The 17,535-nt window shown below is 29.8% G+C and carries 16 protein-coding genes; 12 read left to right on the forward strand and 4 right to left on the reverse strand.

All coding sequences use genetic code 11. From position 1 onward, the window contains the following. The first annotated feature begins 165 nt into the window (after positions 1–165). Entirely contained in the window at positions 166–1,497 is a 1,332-nt protein-coding gene (locus tag LQE93_RS09340) for an FAD-dependent oxidoreductase (RefSeq protein WP_055267166.1), read from the forward strand. 146 nt (positions 1,498–1,643) lie between these two features. Here LQE93_RS09340 and LQE93_RS09345 read toward each other — a convergent pair whose 3' ends face one another. Both LQE93_RS09345 and LQE93_RS09350 read right to left on the reverse strand, forming a co-directional pair. Further along, positions 1,644–3,569, reverse strand: coding sequence for an FAD-dependent oxidoreductase (locus tag LQE93_RS09345; protein ID WP_231073205.1), 1,926 nt, complete (start codon positions 3,567–3,569; stop codon positions 1,644–1,646). Positions 3,570–3,805: 236 nt separating this feature from the next. Beyond that, positions 3,806–4,618, reverse strand: a complete 813-nt coding sequence (locus LQE93_RS09350; protein WP_186838043.1) for a helix-turn-helix domain-containing protein — start codon at positions 4,616–4,618, stop codon at positions 3,806–3,808. A 403-nt stretch (positions 4,619–5,021) separates the two neighbouring features. Here LQE93_RS09350 and chbG point away from each other — a divergent pair, with 403 nt between their 5' ends. The 3 genes from chbG (at position 5,022) to LQE93_RS09365 (ending at position 6,953) form a co-directional block, all read left to right on the forward strand. After that, positions 5,022–5,759 (forward strand): chitin disaccharide deacetylase, encoded by a 738-nt coding sequence (gene chbG, locus LQE93_RS09355; protein WP_055267162.1) that lies wholly within the window; start codon positions 5,022–5,024, stop codon positions 5,757–5,759. Between the two features lie 107 nt (positions 5,760–5,866). After that, a complete protein-coding gene (locus LQE93_RS09360; protein ID WP_055267160.1) occupies positions 5,867–6,211 on the forward strand; it encodes a hypothetical protein in 345 nt (114 codons plus the stop codon). A 376-nt stretch (positions 6,212–6,587) separates the two neighbouring features. After that, positions 6,588–6,953 (forward strand): transporter, encoded by a 366-nt coding sequence (locus LQE93_RS09365; RefSeq protein WP_231073207.1) that lies wholly within the window; start codon positions 6,588–6,590, stop codon positions 6,951–6,953. Positions 6,954–7,042: 89 nt separating this feature from the next. Here the strand turns inward: LQE93_RS09365 and LQE93_RS09370 are convergent, their stop codons facing one another. Beyond that, the gene (locus tag LQE93_RS09370; RefSeq protein WP_231073209.1) at positions 7,043–7,780 is read right to left on the reverse strand and encodes a helix-turn-helix transcriptional regulator; all 738 of its coding nucleotides are present in this window, start codon (positions 7,778–7,780) and stop codon (positions 7,043–7,045) included. A 230-nt stretch (positions 7,781–8,010) separates the two neighbouring features. Between LQE93_RS09370 and LQE93_RS09375 the strand changes: the two genes are divergently transcribed. The 5 genes from LQE93_RS09375 to LQE93_RS09395 all read left to right on the forward strand — a co-directional run bounded on the left by LQE93_RS09375 (position 8,011) and on the right by LQE93_RS09395 (position 12,114). Continuing rightward, the gene (locus LQE93_RS09375; RefSeq protein WP_231073211.1) at positions 8,011–8,964 is read left to right on the forward strand and encodes an ABC transporter permease; all 954 of its coding nucleotides are present in this window, start codon (positions 8,011–8,013) and stop codon (positions 8,962–8,964) included. Next, entirely contained in the window at positions 8,954–9,904 is a 951-nt protein-coding gene (locus LQE93_RS09380; protein WP_055267153.1) for an iron chelate uptake ABC transporter family permease subunit, read from the forward strand. Before LQE93_RS09375 ends, LQE93_RS09380 begins: the two co-directional genes overlap by 11 nt. Continuing rightward, entirely contained in the window at positions 9,901–10,656 is a 756-nt protein-coding gene (locus tag LQE93_RS09385) for an iron ABC transporter ATP-binding protein (protein ID WP_231073213.1), read from the forward strand. The genes LQE93_RS09380 and LQE93_RS09385 overlap by 4 nt, the downstream gene beginning before the upstream one ends. A 24-nt stretch (positions 10,657–10,680) precedes the next feature. Beyond that, positions 10,681–11,619, forward strand: a complete 939-nt coding sequence (locus LQE93_RS09390) for a siderophore ABC transporter substrate-binding protein (protein ID WP_231073215.1) — start codon at positions 10,681–10,683, stop codon at positions 11,617–11,619. Positions 11,620–11,808: 189 nt separating this feature from the next. Then, complete coding sequence (locus LQE93_RS09395) at positions 11,809–12,114, forward strand: hypothetical protein (RefSeq protein ID WP_055267147.1); 306 nt, start codon at positions 11,809–11,811, stop codon at positions 12,112–12,114. A 253-nt stretch (positions 12,115–12,367) separates the two neighbouring features. Here LQE93_RS09395 and LQE93_RS09400 read toward each other — a convergent pair whose 3' ends face one another. After that, positions 12,368–12,976, reverse strand: coding sequence for a TetR/AcrR family transcriptional regulator (locus tag LQE93_RS09400; RefSeq protein WP_055267145.1), 609 nt, complete (start codon positions 12,974–12,976; stop codon positions 12,368–12,370). Positions 12,977–13,117: 141 nt separating this feature from the next. On the opposite strand from LQE93_RS09400, the gene LQE93_RS09405 reads away from it, so the two are divergent. From LQE93_RS09405 to LQE93_RS09415, 3 genes are all read left to right on the forward strand, one after another. Further along, positions 13,118–14,056 (forward strand): DUF5692 family protein, encoded by a 939-nt coding sequence (locus LQE93_RS09405; RefSeq protein WP_231073216.1) that lies wholly within the window; start codon positions 13,118–13,120, stop codon positions 14,054–14,056. 61 nt (positions 14,057–14,117) lie between these two features. After that, positions 14,118–14,789 (forward strand): hydrogenase nickel incorporation protein HypB, encoded by a 672-nt coding sequence (hypB, locus tag LQE93_RS09410; RefSeq protein ID WP_231073218.1) that lies wholly within the window; start codon positions 14,118–14,120, stop codon positions 14,787–14,789. A gap of 28 nt (positions 14,790–14,817) precedes the next feature. Beyond that, positions 14,818–17,496, forward strand: coding sequence for an FAD-dependent oxidoreductase (locus LQE93_RS09415; protein ID WP_231073220.1), 2,679 nt, complete (start codon positions 14,818–14,820; stop codon positions 17,494–17,496). Positions 17,497–17,535 lie beyond the last annotated feature (39 nt).

Here is a 17,535-nt window from a genome sequence, read left to right on the forward strand (position 1 = left end):
TGATTTTTTTATTATAAAAAATAAATTAAGGGAATAATATACAGAATGAATTTAATAAAAAAAGTATTTACTTCTATAAGAAATAGGAGTATTATTTACTTATAAATAATAATTATTAATAAGTAATGTTAATTAAAAAATAAACAATATCCAGGAGGAAATGAAATGAAAATAGTAGTTGTTGGATGTACACATGCTGGAACAGCAGCAGTAGTTAATTTAAAAGCACTTCACCCAGAAAGTGAAATTACAATATATGAAAAAAATGATAATATATCATTTTTATCTTGTGGAATAGCATTAAATGTTGGAGGAGTAATTAAAGAAACTAAGGATCTTTTCTATAATTCTCCAGAAAATTTAGCTAAACAAGGTGTAATTACTAACATGAAACATGAAGTGTTAGATATAGATTTTGATAATAAAAAGGTAAAAGTTAAAAATCTAGTTACAAATGAAGAATTTGAAGATAATTATGATAAATTAGTTCTTACTTTAGGATCATGGCCAATAGTTCCAAGATTTGAAGGTGGAGACTTAGAAAATATCCTTTTATGTAAAAACCATGACCATGCTTTAACAATAATTGAAAAGGCTGAAGATGCTAAAAATGTTGTTATAATCGGAGCTGGATACATTGGTGTTGAATTAGTTGAAGCTTTTGAAATGAAAGGTAAAAATGTAACTTTAATAGATGCTGAAGATAGAATAATGCCTAAGTATTTAGATAAAGAATTTACTGACTTAGCAGAAGCAGAATTTAAAGCTAAAGGTGTAAACTTCGCTTTAGGACAAAAGGTTCAAAAGTTTGAAGGTGAAAATGGTAAAGTAACAAGAGTTGTTACTGAAAAAGGAAGCTATGAAGGAGATTTAGTAGTTCTTTGTATCGGATTTGCACCAAACACTAAATTAGTTCAAGGTAAATTAGAAACTCTACCAAATGGAGCTATAATCATTGATGAATACATGAGAACAAGCAGAGAAGATGTATTTGCAGCAGGAGATTGCTGTGTAGTTAAATACAACCCAGCTAATGATACAAGATACATACCACTAGCTACAAATGCAGTAAGAATGGGTACTTTAGTTGCTAGAAATATTAATGAACCAACTCTTAAGTACATGGGAACTCAAGGAACATCAGGAATTAAGATTTACGATCAATGCATATCATCAACAGGATTAACTGAAGGTGTTGCTAAGGCTACTACAAACTATAATGTAGCATCAGTAATCTTAGAAGATAACTACAGACCAGAATTTATGCCAACTTACGAAAAAGCTTTAATTAAGCTTGTTTATGATAAAGATACAAGAAGAGTATTAGGAGGACAAATAGCATCTAAGATTGACTTAACTCAATTTATGAATACTTTATCAGTAGTTATTCAAAATAATATGACTATTGAAGAATTAGCTATGACAGATTTCTTCTTCCAACCACACTTCAACAAGCCATGGAGCTTACTAAACTCAGTAGCATTAAAAGCACTATAATTTGGTAAGGAACAATTCCAGATAAATTTTAACTGATAAATATGAACTAAGTAAAAATGGATACCACCTTTTGGTGATATCCATTTTTTATATTTAATTATTTTAATATGTTAAAGATATTAAAATTTTTTAGGGGCTATTTATTATTATTTGCTTAAATTTTTAACTGCTGAAGAACCAGCTATTCTACCAGTACCATAAGCGTAACCTAAAGTACCACCTTCGAAGTATACGTAAGAATTACCATATGCACCGTTAGTTTCTGAACCAGCAGCATAAAGACCAGATATAGCTTTACCGTTAGCATCTAAAACTTCACAGTCAGCATTTATATCTATTCCACCAAGAGTTCCTAAGAATACAGATGGAGTTATTTTTACTGCATATAGAGTTCCTTCTAAGTTATCTAAGTACTTAGCTGATTTGAAGTGGTCTGTATCTTCACCAGCAGCACATAATTCGTTATATCTGTTTATTGTATCTACTAAGTTAGACATTCCTAACTTTTCAGCTAATTCTTCTGGACTCTCAGCCTTTATGATTTTTCCTTCAGCAACTAATGCTTCAATTTCTTCAGTTAAATCTTCAGGAGTTATACTAGCTTCATATCTTTCAGCTGTATTAACAGGATGTCCAACTTCTATAAATACTGTTGGGTCAGTAGCTAATTCACCACTGAATACATCAGTGATTCCAGCAAATCCTTTTTCTTTAACTGTTTCAATCATAGTGCTATCAAATATTTCGTAAGCAGTTCTTTGAGGAAGAGATTTAATTACGTTAGAAGATTTGATTGGTTCAAATATGAAAGATTCTTCGTTCATAAATCTATTTCCGTCTACATCAACATGTAGGTATGGGTTAAGAAGTGCAGCATTTAAAGTTGTATTCCACTTTGTACCACCTCTAGAAACTCCATAGTGCATTGTGATTGCATCTTCATAGCTTGCAGCTGCACCAGCTGATTTAGCTAATTCTATACCAGTACCGATGTTAGTTGCAACTCTTGAAACACCAAAACCTTCACCGAAAGTTTCAGCAACTTTTTCTTCGTTACCACCAAATCCACCAGTAGCTAATATTACAGATTGAGCATTTATAGTTAATTTACCACCATCAGCTTTTTCTGCGATGATACCCTTAACAACACCGTCTTCAATTATAAGTTCAGTTGCTTTAGTAGAGTATAATACTGTACCACCTTTTTCTTCAATTGATTTGTGAAGCTTAGTTAATGCAACTGTTCCACCTTCAGCATAACCATGTAAAGTATCAGCTTGGTGAGTTGATCTATGTTCATAGTATCCTCCTGTAGCAGGGTGAGCTAAAACAAGGTCACAACCATTTTCTTCTAGCCAATCTACTGTATCACCAGAATTTTGAATTATTTTTGTAAGTAATCCACCGTTAGCAGTGTAGTTACTAGTATTTATAAATTGATCATAAACCCATTTATTATCTACTAATTCACCTTTTTCTTTTTGCTCAGTTGAAGAAGTAGCAAACATTCCACCAGCCATAGTTCCTTGACCTGCTGGAGAAGCTGTCATTTCAACTAATATAACTTTACCACCATCATCAGTAGCTTGTAGAGCAGCAGCAGTACCAGAAGCACCCCCACCGATAACTACAACTTCAGTTTCCATAACTTCATCTTCACCGTTCTTTTCAACTGATACTTTTAAAGAATCTAAATCTCCACCAGCTTCAGTTAAACAAGCTTCTAAAGCTTCTAATAAACCGTTAGAACTGTTAGTTGCTCCAGTTACTGTGTCAACACCTATGCTTTGAGTAGAAAGAATACTTTCAATCATAGAGTCTAAAGCAACATCTCCTAGTCCTGGAGTTTCTGAAGATTCTGTTACTTTTATATCTTCGATTTTTGAATCGCTTACAGTAACTTCAATTTTAATGTCGCCATTATTACCTTTTCCTGTTGCTGTGTAAGTTCCAGCTGTAAAAGATAAATTTTTATCGTTATTAGCATTATTGTTAGTTGTACAACTTACTAAAGAAAGACTTAAAGTAAGTGCAACAACTGCAGAAAGTCTTTTAATTAAAGATCTTTTCATGTGTTTTCCCCCTCATTTGCTGTTTGATAATTAACAAGCACATTTTAAATATGAGTGTAGTACTGAAGTCAATATAGAATAAAAAATAGATTTGATTAGTTTTTATAAAAAAAGATATAAAAATACTCTATATTTTTGAAGATATAGAGTATAAACGAGAGAAATTTATATTATTTTATTAAAACTTGAATATAGTACTTAAGTTTTAGCTAAACTTGTTAAATACAGCAGAATAACTAGTTTATAGGTATACATATTTTAAGATATTCATATACAACTCCATTATCATTACTCTTTTTTATTGAAAAAGCAAGAATATCAGAGGAAATTTTAATAGGAAATTTGATTAAAATATTTTTTATAGTATTTATGAGTGAGCCATTTGCTATGTATGGAAGTTGAATTTTTATATAAGTTATAAAACATTTTCTACTTTCAATTCTAGTAAACTTGTTATTTTTAGTTATAGTACTGTTTATTAAATAAGAATTTTCTTCTGTAAAACCAAGCCCCCAAGAATAAGTTATATTGTTATTTATAAAGCTATCTTTATTTATACATAGAATAGATTCAACTATAGGTACATAATCTATGAGATTTATATCATCAATAAAAGAATGATTATCTTCTATTATATCTGTATTGTTGCTTTGCTTTAAAAAGTATATGGAAGGCATAATATCAATAAACCATTCATTAAGGTATTTATCACAGTATTTACTTTTATTATATAAAGTCTCAGCAAGCTTTTTTTGATGTAAGAGAGTTTTAATTTGAGAATCTAAGTCAGAAATATGATCTTCTAATATTTCATTGAATTCATTATTATTCGAGTCATTCAAAAGAAGTGAAATATCTTTAATAGGTACACCGATATTTCTAAATTTTCTACACTCTATAATTCTTGCATATTGAGATAGGTCATAATATCTATAGTTTGTAGTATCATCTTTATGAGGATGAACTAGTCTAAATTTTTCATAATGTTTTATTGAATGAGTAGAAACGCCCATTGTTTTAGAAAGCTGCCCAATTTTGTATTTTGCCATTTTTGACTACCTCCTAGTAACTATTATCTAAAAAGTTATGTAAACATAATATACTAAATAGTAAGTTAAAACAATGTTAAAATTCAGACTTTTAAAGTTTGTAAATATTGAGAATTTATATAATTATAGTAAATTAGACTAATGAAAATTTACTTTTATCATAATAAGATAGGGAATAGTATAATTAAATAGATTTTAGGATGTTTTGCAATAAAATTTAAATTGGGGTGTAATTTCAATAAATATAAATAAAAAGTAAAACTAGTAATTTTCAAATTTTGAAAATATATTGATATTTATTGAGAAAATATTTTAGAAAATATATAATTACTAATATAAAAAAGTATATTTTTTTACCATTCGAGAAAATGTTTACATAGGAAAGCGTGAGGGGGAAATAAAAATGGCAAAAATTATAGTAAACGCTGATGATTTTGGATATTCAGAAGGCGTAAATCACGGAATAATATCAGCTCATAAAAATGGAATAGTAACATCATGTACAGTTATGGCTAATATGCCAGGTTTTGAACATGGAATGGAATTAATAAAAGAAAATCCTACTTTAAAATGTGGTGTTCATATGACATTAACTTGTTATAAACCACTTTTAAAAGATCATAAAACTATAGTTGATCAAAATGGAGATTTCATTAGAAAACCAAGTGAAGAAGTAATAAAAAATATAGATTTAGAAGAAGTATATAGAGAGTTTAAGGCTCAAATTGAAAGAGTACGTGAAAGAGTTGAAATTACTCACTTAGATTCACATCACCATGTACATGGAAGAGAATTTTTAAGACCTGTAATAGAAAGACTTGCAAATGAGTACAAGCTACCTATTAGAAAATCAGTAGATATGATGCCTATTGAAGGAATAGACTATGCTCAATGCTTAGGAACTTTTTATATGGATAATGCTAAAGAAGAGTACTTTGAAGAGCATTTAGAGGACTTAAGAGGAAGTGAAGTTGTAGATTTAATGTGTCATCCAGCTTTCGTTGATGCATTTCTTTTAGGATCAAGCTCATACAATGTTCAAAGAGCTAAGGAGCACAAGGTTTTAACTTCTGAAAAAGTTAAAAAATTCTTAGATGATAATGGATTTGAATTGGTAAATTATTCATATTTTAATAAGTAGATATATAAAGTAAATAATAATATTTTGTGACCTTCTATAATAAAATACAAGTGTAAGTCAATTAACATTGTTTAACTTGTAGCAAATATTGTAGGAGGTCTTTAGTTTTGAAAAAGAAAAAGGTGGTTTTAGCAGTGGGGCTTATTGGTATAATACTTATTATTTGTAGTTTTTATTTAAATTGTTATTTTGTTCAAAGGAGTATTAATGGAAACAACGAGGATGGAATAAAGAGGAGCATAAGCTATCTACATAAAGATTATATAGATAAATCAGAAGAGATAAATATAATTGATGAATTTAATTACGATACTGATAAAGTAGTTTTTTTTAGGAATGATAAGTTAACTGGAATTGCTAAATTTAATAAGGATTCCAGAGGAAAATATAAAATAGATTTTGTTGAAACATTAGATACTAATAATATTAGAAAAATATCTAAAGCTTCATAAAGAAAAGGGAGGATTTATTTAGAGAGAAAAATGATAAATAAACTTAAGTAAGAATACCTGTGATAATTTTACTATCATATGTATTCTTATTTAAGTTTTTTTGATATAGTTCAAAGCAAGGTGATTTATAATTTTAAATTAATTATATTGGGTTGAGAATAATTATATTTATTTTCGTTATATAGTATGTAAGGCTTTTACAAGACATTAAGTTTAGGAGATTAAGTTTATGGGTGTAAATAATTCGAATTATATAAAACGGCTAAAAAGCAAAAAAGAAGATGCTTTGGAGTTCATAGTTGATAAATATTTATAGATATTTAGGGTAAATTATAAAAAGAGGTCAAATTACTATTTTGTAAAAAGAGGGATTCAAATGAAGAAGTTTTTAAATGAAAAAGTACTTGTGGTAGTAGATTTTTTAGAAATAATAATAGGAATTCTTTTAGCTATTTTTATTAGTATAGCAGTTATTTATTTAGCTGGTGATTTGATATCTATCTTTACAGAAAGTGATAAATTAGAAGCATTTAGCAGTTATTTAGATATAGCTTTTAATTTTGTTATAGGGATAGAGTTTATAAAAATGTTATGTAAGCATACACCAGAAACAGTAGTAGAAGTATTGCTTTTTGCACTTGCAAGAGGATTGATTGTTGGGCATATGTCTAATTTTGAAAATTTGATAGGAATATTATCAATTGTTATATTGTTCGCAACTAGGAAATATTTATTTCACTAAAAATATATTATGTTTAATGAAAAATTACAAATTAATAATGGTTAATTAAAAGAAACTGCTTTGTAGCAGTTTCTTTTAATTAAATAAAGTTATTTTAAATTATTTATCTCATTTCTATATTGAACGGGAGTAATATTATTAAGTCTTTTAAAATTATTATTAAAGTAATTTACAGAGTTATAACCTACTGTTAAAGCAACTTCTGTAATTGATAAATCTGTATCTTTAAGGAGTTCCTTAGATTTGTCAACTCTATAGTGACTTAAGTAATGTGAGAAGGTCTTGCCAGTATGCTCTTTAAATATAGTACAGAAATAGCTTTTATTAATATTTATATTAGAGCAGACTTCATCAAGAGTAATTGGTTTTTTATAATTTTCTTCAATATATTTTATAGCTTTATTAACATTGAAATTATAGCTTGTCTTACTAGAAGTATTATCATCTATATTTTCTAATTTGATGTATAGAATATTTAATAGATAGATTATACAATGTTTAGGCTTAAATATAGCTTTAGAAGAAGCATCATTAGTTGTATATGGACCAATTAAATAAAATCCATGTTCATAATTTTTAGAAACAATAGGACATACAGTAAAATTAACATCCTCTATAGGTGAAATATCTATAGGGGAGTTTATTTTTTTATCTGAATATATTTTTGAAATCAAATCATTAAAATCTAGTTCCTTTAGAGATAAGTCTGATGTTTTATCATAGCCCACAGAGTGGTACTCTTGTCCTTCAGTTGAGAAGGCTTTAATGGGTAAATGAGTAGAGAAATAGAATGATTCCATATTAAATTTAAGTGTTAATGCATTCATTTTGTACCTCGTAAAATAACCTAAATATATTTTAATAAAAACAAATATTGTGTAAGACATATTTGGAAATAGATGATAACATACAAATATGAAATTGATAATTATTATCAATAAAGTTGTTATAATATATAGTAGATGAATTTAAAATGTATTCTCAATGAAGATTGAGTGAATTTTATTATAACATATTGACATTTAAAAAGTCTACATCTGATAAGTGGGGGAAATACATGAAGAAGAGATATTTGTTCTTAATACTTATTGTATTATCGATAGCATCTATATTTATAGGTGTAAGCAACATAAGTATAAAAGATATATTTGAATTAAATATAGATAAATTAGAAGTTATTTTTATAAGTAGACTACCAAGACTTATTGCAATAATAGTTGCAGGGGTAGGACTTAGTATAAGTGGTCTTATAATGCAGCAGATTAGTAAAAATAAGTTTGTATCGCCAACAACGGCAGCAACAGTAGATTTTGCAAAGCTTGGAATTTTATTTTCAATGGTGGTGCTAACATCAGCAACTACTATGCAGAAGATGATTACAGCATTTATATTTGCAGTAGTCGGAACGATGATATTTATGAAGATGATAAAAGCTATTAAGCTTAAAAATATAATATTTGTACCACTAGTTGGGATGATGCTTGGTAAGGTAGTTGGTTCAATTACCACATTTATATCTCTAAAGTACGACTTAGTACAAAATGTAACCTCTTGGATGGAAGGTGACATGTCATTAATTATGAAAGGTGGATACGAGCTGCTTTATTTAAGTATTCCAATGGTAATATTAGCATTTCTTTATGCAAATAAGTTTACAATTGTTGGGATGGGAGAAGAGTTCTCAATAAACCTTGGACTTAATTATAACTTTGTAGTTAATGTAGGGCTTGTAATAGTTGCTTTAATATCAGCAGTTACAATTATAACAGTAGGAAACATTCCGTTTCTAGGGTTAATAATACCTAATATAGTAAGTCTTTATAGTGGAGATAACTTAAAGAAGACTTTATATCACACAGCATTACTTGGACCAGTATTTTTATTAATCTGTGATATTTTAGGAAGAATAATAATTTTCCCATTTGAAATATCAATAGGGATGATGGTTGGAGTAATTGGTAGTGCAATATTCCTTTATATGATTATAAGGGGGACTAAAGATGAAGAATAATAAAAAATTAATAATATTATCGATAGTAGCTGTAGCACTTATAGGATTGTTTTTAACGATAGGTGTAAATAGTGCAAACTATCAATATGCGATGTATAGAAGAATACCTAAGGTAATAGCAATGGTTTTAACTGGAGCTGCAATAGGATTTTCATCATTAATATTCCAGACAGTTACTAATAACAGGATATTAACACCTAGTATTCTAGGATTAGATTCATTATATGTACTGCTTCAAACTACAGTAGTATTTTTACTTGGATCATCATCAGTGCTTATAACTAATGGAAATATAAACTTCATTATTACAATAGTAGTTATGATAGCTTTTTCAGCAGTACTTTATAAGTTTGTATTTAGAAAAGGAACAAAAAATATATTTACAATACTTTTAATAGGAGTTATCTGCGGAACGCTTTTTGAAAGCTTAACAAACTTTATGCAGGTTCTTATCGATCCAACAGAGTTTTTAACAGTTCAAGATAAGATGATGGCGAGCTTTAATAATGTAAATACAGATATAATGCTTCTTGCAAGTATAGTGATTATTCTTTCAATTGCTTACTGTTATGATATCGTCAAGGTGTTAGACGTAATGTCTCTTGGAAGAGATGAGGCTATAAGCTTAGGTGTTGATTACGATAAGATGTCTAAGAAGATACTTGTTATAGTGGTAATACTTACATCAGTATCAACGGCTTTAGTTGGACCTATAACATTCTTAGGACTTTTAGTAGTAAACATAGCAAGACAGATGATAAATACCTATAAGCATGAAGTGCTTGGATTAGCAACGATAATTATAAGTGTTATAGCTTTGGTAGGTGGACAACTTATAGTAGAACAATTATTGGATTTTGGAACTTCAGTAAGTGTAATTATAAACTTTATTGGAGGAATATACTTTATTTACTTAGTTATGAAGGAGAGAAATAGATGATAGAAGTTAAGAATATAACCAAAGCTTATGGTAATAAAAAAGTAGTTGATAATGTCTCTCTTAAAATAGAAGAAGGTAAGATTACATCTTTTATAGGTCCTAATGGAGCAGGGAAGAGTACATTATTATCAATAATAAGCAGGCTTATCAAAAGATATAGCGGAGAAGTTCTTATAGATGGTAAGGATGTTTTAGAATGGGACAACAAGGAATTAGCTAAAAAAGTGTCTATCTTAAGACAGACAAATAATATAAACATAAGATTAACTATTAGAGAACTTGTAGAGTTCGGTAGATTTCCACACTGTGGAGGTAACTTAAAGAAGGAAGATATAGAAAATGTTGACCAAGCTTTAAGATATATGCAGCTTGAAGATATTCAAGATAAATATTTAGATGAATTAAGTGGAGGACAAAGACAAAGAGCTTATATAGCTATGGTTATTGCTCAAAATAGCGACTATATATTCTTAGATGAACCACTTAACAACTTAGATATGAAGCATTCTGTAGAGATAATGAAGATACTTAGAACTCTAACGGATGAACTTGGAAAAACTGTAGTAATAGTTATCCATGATATTAACTTTGCATCATGCTACTCAGATAATATAGTAGCTTTAAAGAATGGTCAGCTAGTTAAGAATGGACCCGCTACAGATACAATCCAAAAAGAAGAATTAGAAAAAATATATGAGATTGATTTCCATATAGAAAATATAAATAACAGAAATATATGTGTGTATTTTTAAATAAAAAATAAGGGGGAACAAAAAATGAAAAACAAATCAATGATTATCGGGATAATTTTAGTATTATTAATTGCAGCAGGTATCACTATACCTAAGTTTGTAGGAGGTAACTCTGAACCTGTAAGCGAAACTATTACAATAACACATGAATTAGGTGAAACACCAGTAACAACAAATCCACAAAAGGTAGTAGTATTTGACTACGGTATATTAGATGCATTAGATAGCTTAGGAGTAAATGTTACAGGTGTAGTTCAAAGTGGACTTCCTGATTACTTAACTAAATATGCTGGTGAAGAATATTCAAGCATTGGTACTTTAAAAGAACCAGATATGGAAGCAATATTTGCATTAACTCCAGATTTAATCATAATTTCAGGTAGACAAGCTGATTATTATGAAGAGTTAAACAAAATAGCTCCAACAATACATTTAGGAATTGATAATGCAGATTACTTAGGATCATTCAAAAACAACATGGATATCTTAGGTCAAATCTTCGGAAAAGAAAAAGAAGTTTCTTCTAAAGTAGAAGAAATTGAAAAAGCTATAGCCGAATTAAATGCAAAAGTTACAGAAAAGAACATAAACGGATTAATAACTTTAGCTAATGATGGTGCATTCAGCGTATATGGACAAGAATCAAGATTTGGTATAATCCATAAAGAGTTTGGTGTAACTCCAGTAGATACAACAATTGATGCAGGGACTCATGGACAAAAAGCTACATTTGAATACGTAGCAGAAAAGAATCCTCAATACTTATTTGTTGTAGACAGAGCTGCAGTTACAGGTGGAAATACTTCAGCTAAGGAATTATTTGATAATGAATTAGTTGCAAGAACAGATGCTTATAAGAATGATAACATTGTATACTTAGATCCAACAATCTGGTATACATCAGTAGGTGGATTCACTTCAACTTTAAAAATGGTAGAGGAAGTTGACGCTGCTATAAAGTAGTGATTAATAAGAAGTAAAATCTCTTTTAAAATTTAACATACCTAAGTACAAATTTTTCAAAACAAAAATAATATACTCTATATAAAAAGTAGGTAGTTTTAGTTGACTGCCTACTTTTTATATTTTACATATTTTAATTTAGAGAGGTATAATAATAAATATTAACATATAGAGGAGTATATAAAAGGAATGGATATATTTAAAATATTAAATAATGACACTACTGGATTAACTGATGAAGAGAAAGCTTTTGCAGAAGGTTTTAACTATGATTTAAGAGAAAAGATAATGGCTGAGTTAGTTGAACATGAAATTAATGAGTTTATTAAAGAGTTAAAAGAAGATATAGACGGGTTTAAAGAAAAAGTTGAAAATATATTTGTAAATGGGAAAAAAGGATATAAAGATATGCCTACAAAAACGTTAATTGATATATATTTAAGTAAGATGAATGAAGGAGATTTTATAAACTTAATTGAATCTATAAATGGTTAATAATGAATACTTGAAATAAAGTGCGAAGTACTTTGGTGAAAAGTTTGACTTCGTCAAAGGGGAAAAGTCAGCTGAAGCTGAGGAGAAAATATTGCCTATGGCAATAGGGAAAAGATCTCTAATGAGATAAAATGCTTTTCTCTGATACTTATAGTATCATTTTCCCCTTAACGTAGTTAACTTTTCCCCGCTACGCTAGTAGCATTTTCACTTTGACGAAGTCGACCTTTCACCTGTGAGCTTCGCGAACAATTTACTTATGACTAATAATTAGATGCTCTCCGAGTTTAGCAAAAAAATCTGTAATAGTATTAATATATTCTTTATCATTAGTATCAAGAATTCCTAAAGAAGCTTGTATTGCAAATCCATCTAAGGCAGCTACTAAAATAGAAGCAACTATTTTTTTGTATTTCTCATTTTCAATTCCGTAGGTATATACAAACATATCAGAAGTTTTCGATATTATTGATTCGTAGGTTTCTTTATATTCATCTAATAATGTATTCTCATCAAGTAAAACATTTGCTGTAAGCAATATATGAAGACGTTGAGCCGTAAGATTGCTAAGTCTTTTTGAAGCTGCTACTTTTATTTCATCAATAATTTCAGAAGAAGGTTTTAGAGAATTTCCTTTATAGGCATTTAGGCTGTCAATAAAGTGAATATGCTTTGTGACAGCATCGTGAATTAATTCATCTTTATTTCTATAATGATGATAAATTGCTCCTGTAGTAATTCCAGCTTCTCTTGCAATTTCTCTAACAGTGGCTTTCTCAAAACCTTTTTGTAAAAATACTTTTACTGCAGCATCTATGATTTTTTCTTTTTTTATAATAGCTTTACTTTTTAAATTTTCCATATCCAATCTCAAAAGAATTATACCATAAACTTATAAAATTGTTAAATTGTTCTTGTTGATTAAGCTTTAACAAAGTATAATTGAAATAACAGCTGTTATGTTTTCAGAAAATTAAAAAAATTTAAAGTGGGGGTAATAACAATGTTTTTCTTTCAAAATATTTCTTTATCTACTTGGCTTATTTTTATTGCTGTAGTTGTAGGACTTATGCTCTTAAATGAATTTGGAAGGTATAGCAAGATTACTGGAACTATATCATTTGTAATAGTACCGATAATACTAACTATTTTTGTATGGCCACGAACATCGGGTCCAGGGACAGGAGTGCAAACAGCAAATTGGTTTCAATGGGTAAAAACTTATTCAGCTTTAGCAGGTTGCATTATATTTATGACACTAAGATATTTTAAAAAAGTACAAGCTAAAAAATGGTTTTATTTATTAGTACCAGGAATACTTGCTATTAATATTTTAGAGGCCGTTATTAGAGAAATTGAAATCGTTAACTTAAGTGGTGTAATAGATGGAATGACTTATTTAGGCGGAAATTGGAATTATTTAAATGCAGCAGCTGGAATATTAAATATGCTTACTATTTGTGGCTGGTTCGGTATTATAATCAGTAAAAATAAACAAAAAGATATGATATGGCCTGATATGTGTTGGTTTTGGATTATAGCTTATGATATTTGGAATTTTGCATATGTATACAATTGTGTTACTGACAGAGCGTTATATTCTGGATTAGGTTTATTATTAGCTGCAACTATTCCAGCATTTACAATAAAAAAAGGTGCGTGGTTACAACATAGAGCACAAACATTAGCATTTTGGATGATGATAGTAATGACATTCCCCAATATATTATCAACGGGACAACATGCTATACAATCATCACATAATCCAACTGCTTACTACACAATCAGTATAATATCATTATTAGCCAATTTAGCTGTAGCTATATATCAAATTAGAACAATTATTAAAAAACATAAAAATCCATTAAAAGACGAGTTATATTGTGAATTAGAAACTTACAAAAAGATTAAAGAAGAAAATACTAAAGTTTGTGTAAAGTAAAATTTTTTGAACAATAATGTTAAAAAACTAACAAATTATGTTGATAAAAGGAGAGAATATTATGGAGAAGTACAAGGTTATTGAAGTCAAGGAAAGTATTTTTGATGACAATGATAAGCAAGCAGATTTACTTAGAGAAAAGTTAAAAAATGAAAAGACATTCTTATTAAATTTAATGTCATCTCCAGGGTCAGGGAAAACAACTACTCTTTTAAGAACAATAGAAACTTTAAAAGATGAAATGAAAATAGGTGTTATGGAGGCCGATATTGATTCAGATGTAGATGCTAATACAATATCTAAAACAGGTGCTAAAGTAATTCAGTTACACACAGGTGGAATGTGTCATCTTGATGCAGATATGACAAAACAAGGATTAGAGGCGTTAAAAACTAAAGATATAGATTTTGCTATTTTAGAGAATGTAGGTAATTTAGTATGTCCAGCAGAGTTTGATACTGGCTCTTCAAAAAATGCAATGATTTTAAGCGTACCAGAAGGACATGACAAACCTTTAAAATATCCTTTAATGTTTTCAATAGTAGATGTTGTATTAATAAATAAGATAGATGCAATTGATTATTTTGATTTTAATTTAGATTTAGTAAAAGAATATATTACAAAATTAAATCCTAATACGAAAATTATTCCTATTTCTGCAAAGACTGGTGTAGGAATAAATGAATGGGCAGAATGGATAAGAACAGAAGTTAGGTCCTGGAATGAAGATTAAAGAAGAATAAAGGTGGGAGGATAATACTATGAGTGTTAAAGTAAAGGTATTAGAATTTGCAAATAAGGTAAGTAGGAAAAAAATGGGGTCAAAATCAGGAATTAAGCCTGAAGATCCAGAATATATGATTTTAGAGCCTGTTGTTACAGAGGAAATGGCTGAGGTTGCTTTATGTATGGAGTTCCGTAAACCGATGAGCGCAGATGAAATAGCTCCTTTATGTGGGAAAACTGTAGAGAAGACATCAGAGCTTTTGTGGGAATTAGCAATGGCAGGTGTATGTTTTGTTAATGAGAAAGATGGAGTAGATAAGTATTGGTATGATACATGGGTTCCGGGTATTATGGAGATGATGGTTAATAATAAGGAAAATGTTAAGAAGTATCCACAAATAGCAGAAGCTTTTGAGGCTTATGGAAGAGTAAGAGGAGCAAAAACAGCAGGAAATTTTCCGGTAGGTGTAGGACTAATGCGTGTTATACCTATAGAAACAGCTATTTCTGGTGAAACTAGAAGAGCTTCTTATGAAGAAATATCAAAATATCTTAATGATAATGATATATTCACAGTTTCTGATTGTTCATGTCGTACTTCAAGAGAGGCAATGGGAGAAGGATGTGGACATTTAAAAGAAGATATGTGTATACAAATGGGACATGCTGCCGAATATTATATTAGAACAGGAAGAGGTAGGAAAATTACTCGTGAAGAAGCATTTGAGATAATTAAGAGAGCAGAAGAAAATGGTTTAATGCATCAAATTCCAAATCTTGATGGCTCAGGAAAAACTCATGCTATTTGTAATTGCTGCGGGTGCTCATGTCTTGCTTTAAGAACGGCTGAAATGTTTATAAATAATGATATGGTACGCTCAAATTATGTTGCTAAAGTTGATACAGATAAATGTGTTGCATGTGGTGAGTGTGTTGAAAATTGTCCAGTTAATGCATTAAAGTTAGGTCAAAAACTATGTGCTAAGACACCTATAGTACCTAAGGAAATAGAAACTCCTAGGGATACAGAGTGGGGATCGGACAAGTGGAATCCAGATTATCGTATAAATAGAGAGAATGTTATTGATACAGGAACAAGCCCATGTAAGACAGCATGCCCTGCGCACATATCAATTCAAGGATATATAAAGTTAGCTTCTCAAGGGCGATACAAGGAGGCACTTGAGCTTATAAAACATGAAAATCCATTTCCGGCAATATGTGGACGTATATGTCCGAGAGGTTGTGAATCAGCATGTACTAGAGGAGAGATAGATGAGGCAATAGCTATAGATGATATAAAGAAGTTTATCGCAGAACAAGATTTAAATGTAAAACATCGTTATATACCTAAAAAGAAACATGATTATGGGAAGAAGATAGCAGTAGTAGGGTCAGGTCCAGCAGGACTTTCTTGTGCATTCTTCTTGGCTATAGATGGATATAAGGTAACAGTTTTTGAAAAGCAAAAGGCTCTTGGAGGAATGTTAACTTTAGGTATTCCATCATTTAGACTTGAAAAAGAAGTAGTTAATGCAGAAATTGAGGTGTTGAGGGAATTAGGAGTTGAGTTTAAAACAGAAGTTGAAGTAGGTAAAGATGTAACTATTAATTCTTTGAGAGGGGAAGGTTATGAAGCATTTTACTTAGCCATAGGTGCTCAAGCTGGTAGAAGACTTGGTATAGAAGGTGAAGATTCTGATGGTGTTATACCTGGAGTTGATTTTGTTCGTAATGTAAATTTAGGTGAAGATATAAAGCTTGAGGGAGAGATAGTAGTTATAGGTGGAGGTAATGTTGCTATAGATGTTGCTAGAAATGCTACTAGAGTAGGAGCTACAACTGTTAATATGTATTGCTTAGAGAGTAGAGAGCAAATGCCAGCTCTTGAAGAAGAAATTGAAGAAGCCATAGAAGAAAATATAGTTATAAATAATTCTTGGGGGCCTAAGAGAATAGTCACAGAAAACAGTAAAGTAACTGGAGTGGAATTTAAGCGATGTATATCGGTATTTGATGGAAATGGTAGATTCAGTCCTAAGTATGATGAAAATGATACAAAAATAGTTAAAGCAAACTATGTATTAATATCTGTAGGTCAAGCTATAGATTGGAGTAATTTATTAGAAGGTACTAAGGTTGAATTAAATCCAAATAATACTATAAAGGCGAATTCGTTTACTTATCAAACAGAGGAACAAGACATATTTGTAGGAGGAGATGCATTTACAGGACCTAAGTTTGCGATAGATGCAATAGCTGCTGGTAAGCAAGGTGCAATTTCTATTCATAGGTATGTTCATCCAGGCCAAAGTTTGGTGCTTGGTCGTGATAGAAGAAAATATCATGAGTTTGATAAAAATAATATTGTACTTGGAGGATATGATAGTGTTCCAAGACAAAGAGTAGGACATAATATTAGTAAAAAGGAGAAGAACCTATTTAAGGATGTACGTGGCACATTTACAGAGGAGCAAATGAAGAAAGAAACAGAACGTTGCCTAGGGTGTGGTGCTACAGTAGTAGATCAATATATGTGTGTAGGATGTGGACAATGTACAACGAAATGTAAGTTTGATGCAATATCACTTATTAGAGAGTATGATGGTGAAGGTGTTGCGTATGAACATGCTAAACCTATAGTAGCTAAAACGATGATTAAGCGTAAAGGAAAAATTGCTATTAAAAAGGTAAAAAAGCTATTTGCAAAATAATATCTTAGTATAAATAAAGCAAATAACCATAAAGGAAGG

The sequence above is a fragment of the Clostridium sp. NSJ-145 genome, assembly GCF_021044725.1.
Classification (GTDB): domain Bacteria; phylum Bacillota; class Clostridia; order Clostridiales; family Clostridiaceae; genus Clostridium; species Clostridium disporicum_B.

Bases quoted from the DNA above. Each gene is read 5' to 3' on its own strand.
- LQE93_RS09340 (WP_055267166.1), top strand. From the start codon at position 166: ATGAAAATAGTAGTTGTTGGATGTACACATGCTGGAACAGCAGCAGTA.
- LQE93_RS09345 (WP_231073205.1), bottom strand. From the start codon at position 3,569: ATGAAAAGATCTTTAATTAAAAGACTTTCTGCAGTTGTTGCACTTACT.
- LQE93_RS09350 (WP_186838043.1), bottom strand. From the start codon at position 4,618: ATGGCAAAATACAAAATTGGGCAGCTTTCTAAAACAATGGGCGTTTCT.
- chbG (WP_055267162.1), top strand. From the start codon at position 5,022: ATGGCAAAAATTATAGTAAACGCTGATGATTTTGGATATTCAGAAGGC.
- LQE93_RS09365 (WP_231073207.1), top strand. From the start codon at position 6,588: ATGAAGAAGTTTTTAAATGAAAAAGTACTTGTGGTAGTAGATTTTTTA.
- LQE93_RS09370 (WP_231073209.1), bottom strand. From the start codon at position 7,780: ATGAATGCATTAACACTTAAATTTAATATGGAATCATTCTATTTCTCT.
- LQE93_RS09375 (WP_231073211.1), top strand. From the start codon at position 8,011: ATGAAGAAGAGATATTTGTTCTTAATACTTATTGTATTATCGATAGCA.
- LQE93_RS09380 (WP_055267153.1), top strand. From the start codon at position 8,954: ATGAAGAATAATAAAAAATTAATAATATTATCGATAGTAGCTGTAGCA.
- LQE93_RS09385 (WP_231073213.1), top strand. From the start codon at position 9,901: ATGATAGAAGTTAAGAATATAACCAAAGCTTATGGTAATAAAAAAGTA.
- LQE93_RS09390 (WP_231073215.1), top strand. From the start codon at position 10,681: ATGAAAAACAAATCAATGATTATCGGGATAATTTTAGTATTATTAATT.
- LQE93_RS09395 (WP_055267147.1), top strand. From the start codon at position 11,809: ATGGATATATTTAAAATATTAAATAATGACACTACTGGATTAACTGAT.
- LQE93_RS09400 (WP_055267145.1), bottom strand. From the start codon at position 12,976: ATGGAAAATTTAAAAAGTAAAGCTATTATAAAAAAAGAAAAAATCATA.
- LQE93_RS09405 (WP_231073216.1), top strand. From the start codon at position 13,118: ATGTTTTTCTTTCAAAATATTTCTTTATCTACTTGGCTTATTTTTATT.
- hypB (WP_231073218.1), top strand. From the start codon at position 14,118: ATGGAGAAGTACAAGGTTATTGAAGTCAAGGAAAGTATTTTTGATGAC.
- LQE93_RS09415 (WP_231073220.1), top strand. From the start codon at position 14,818: ATGAGTGTTAAAGTAAAGGTATTAGAATTTGCAAATAAGGTAAGTAGG.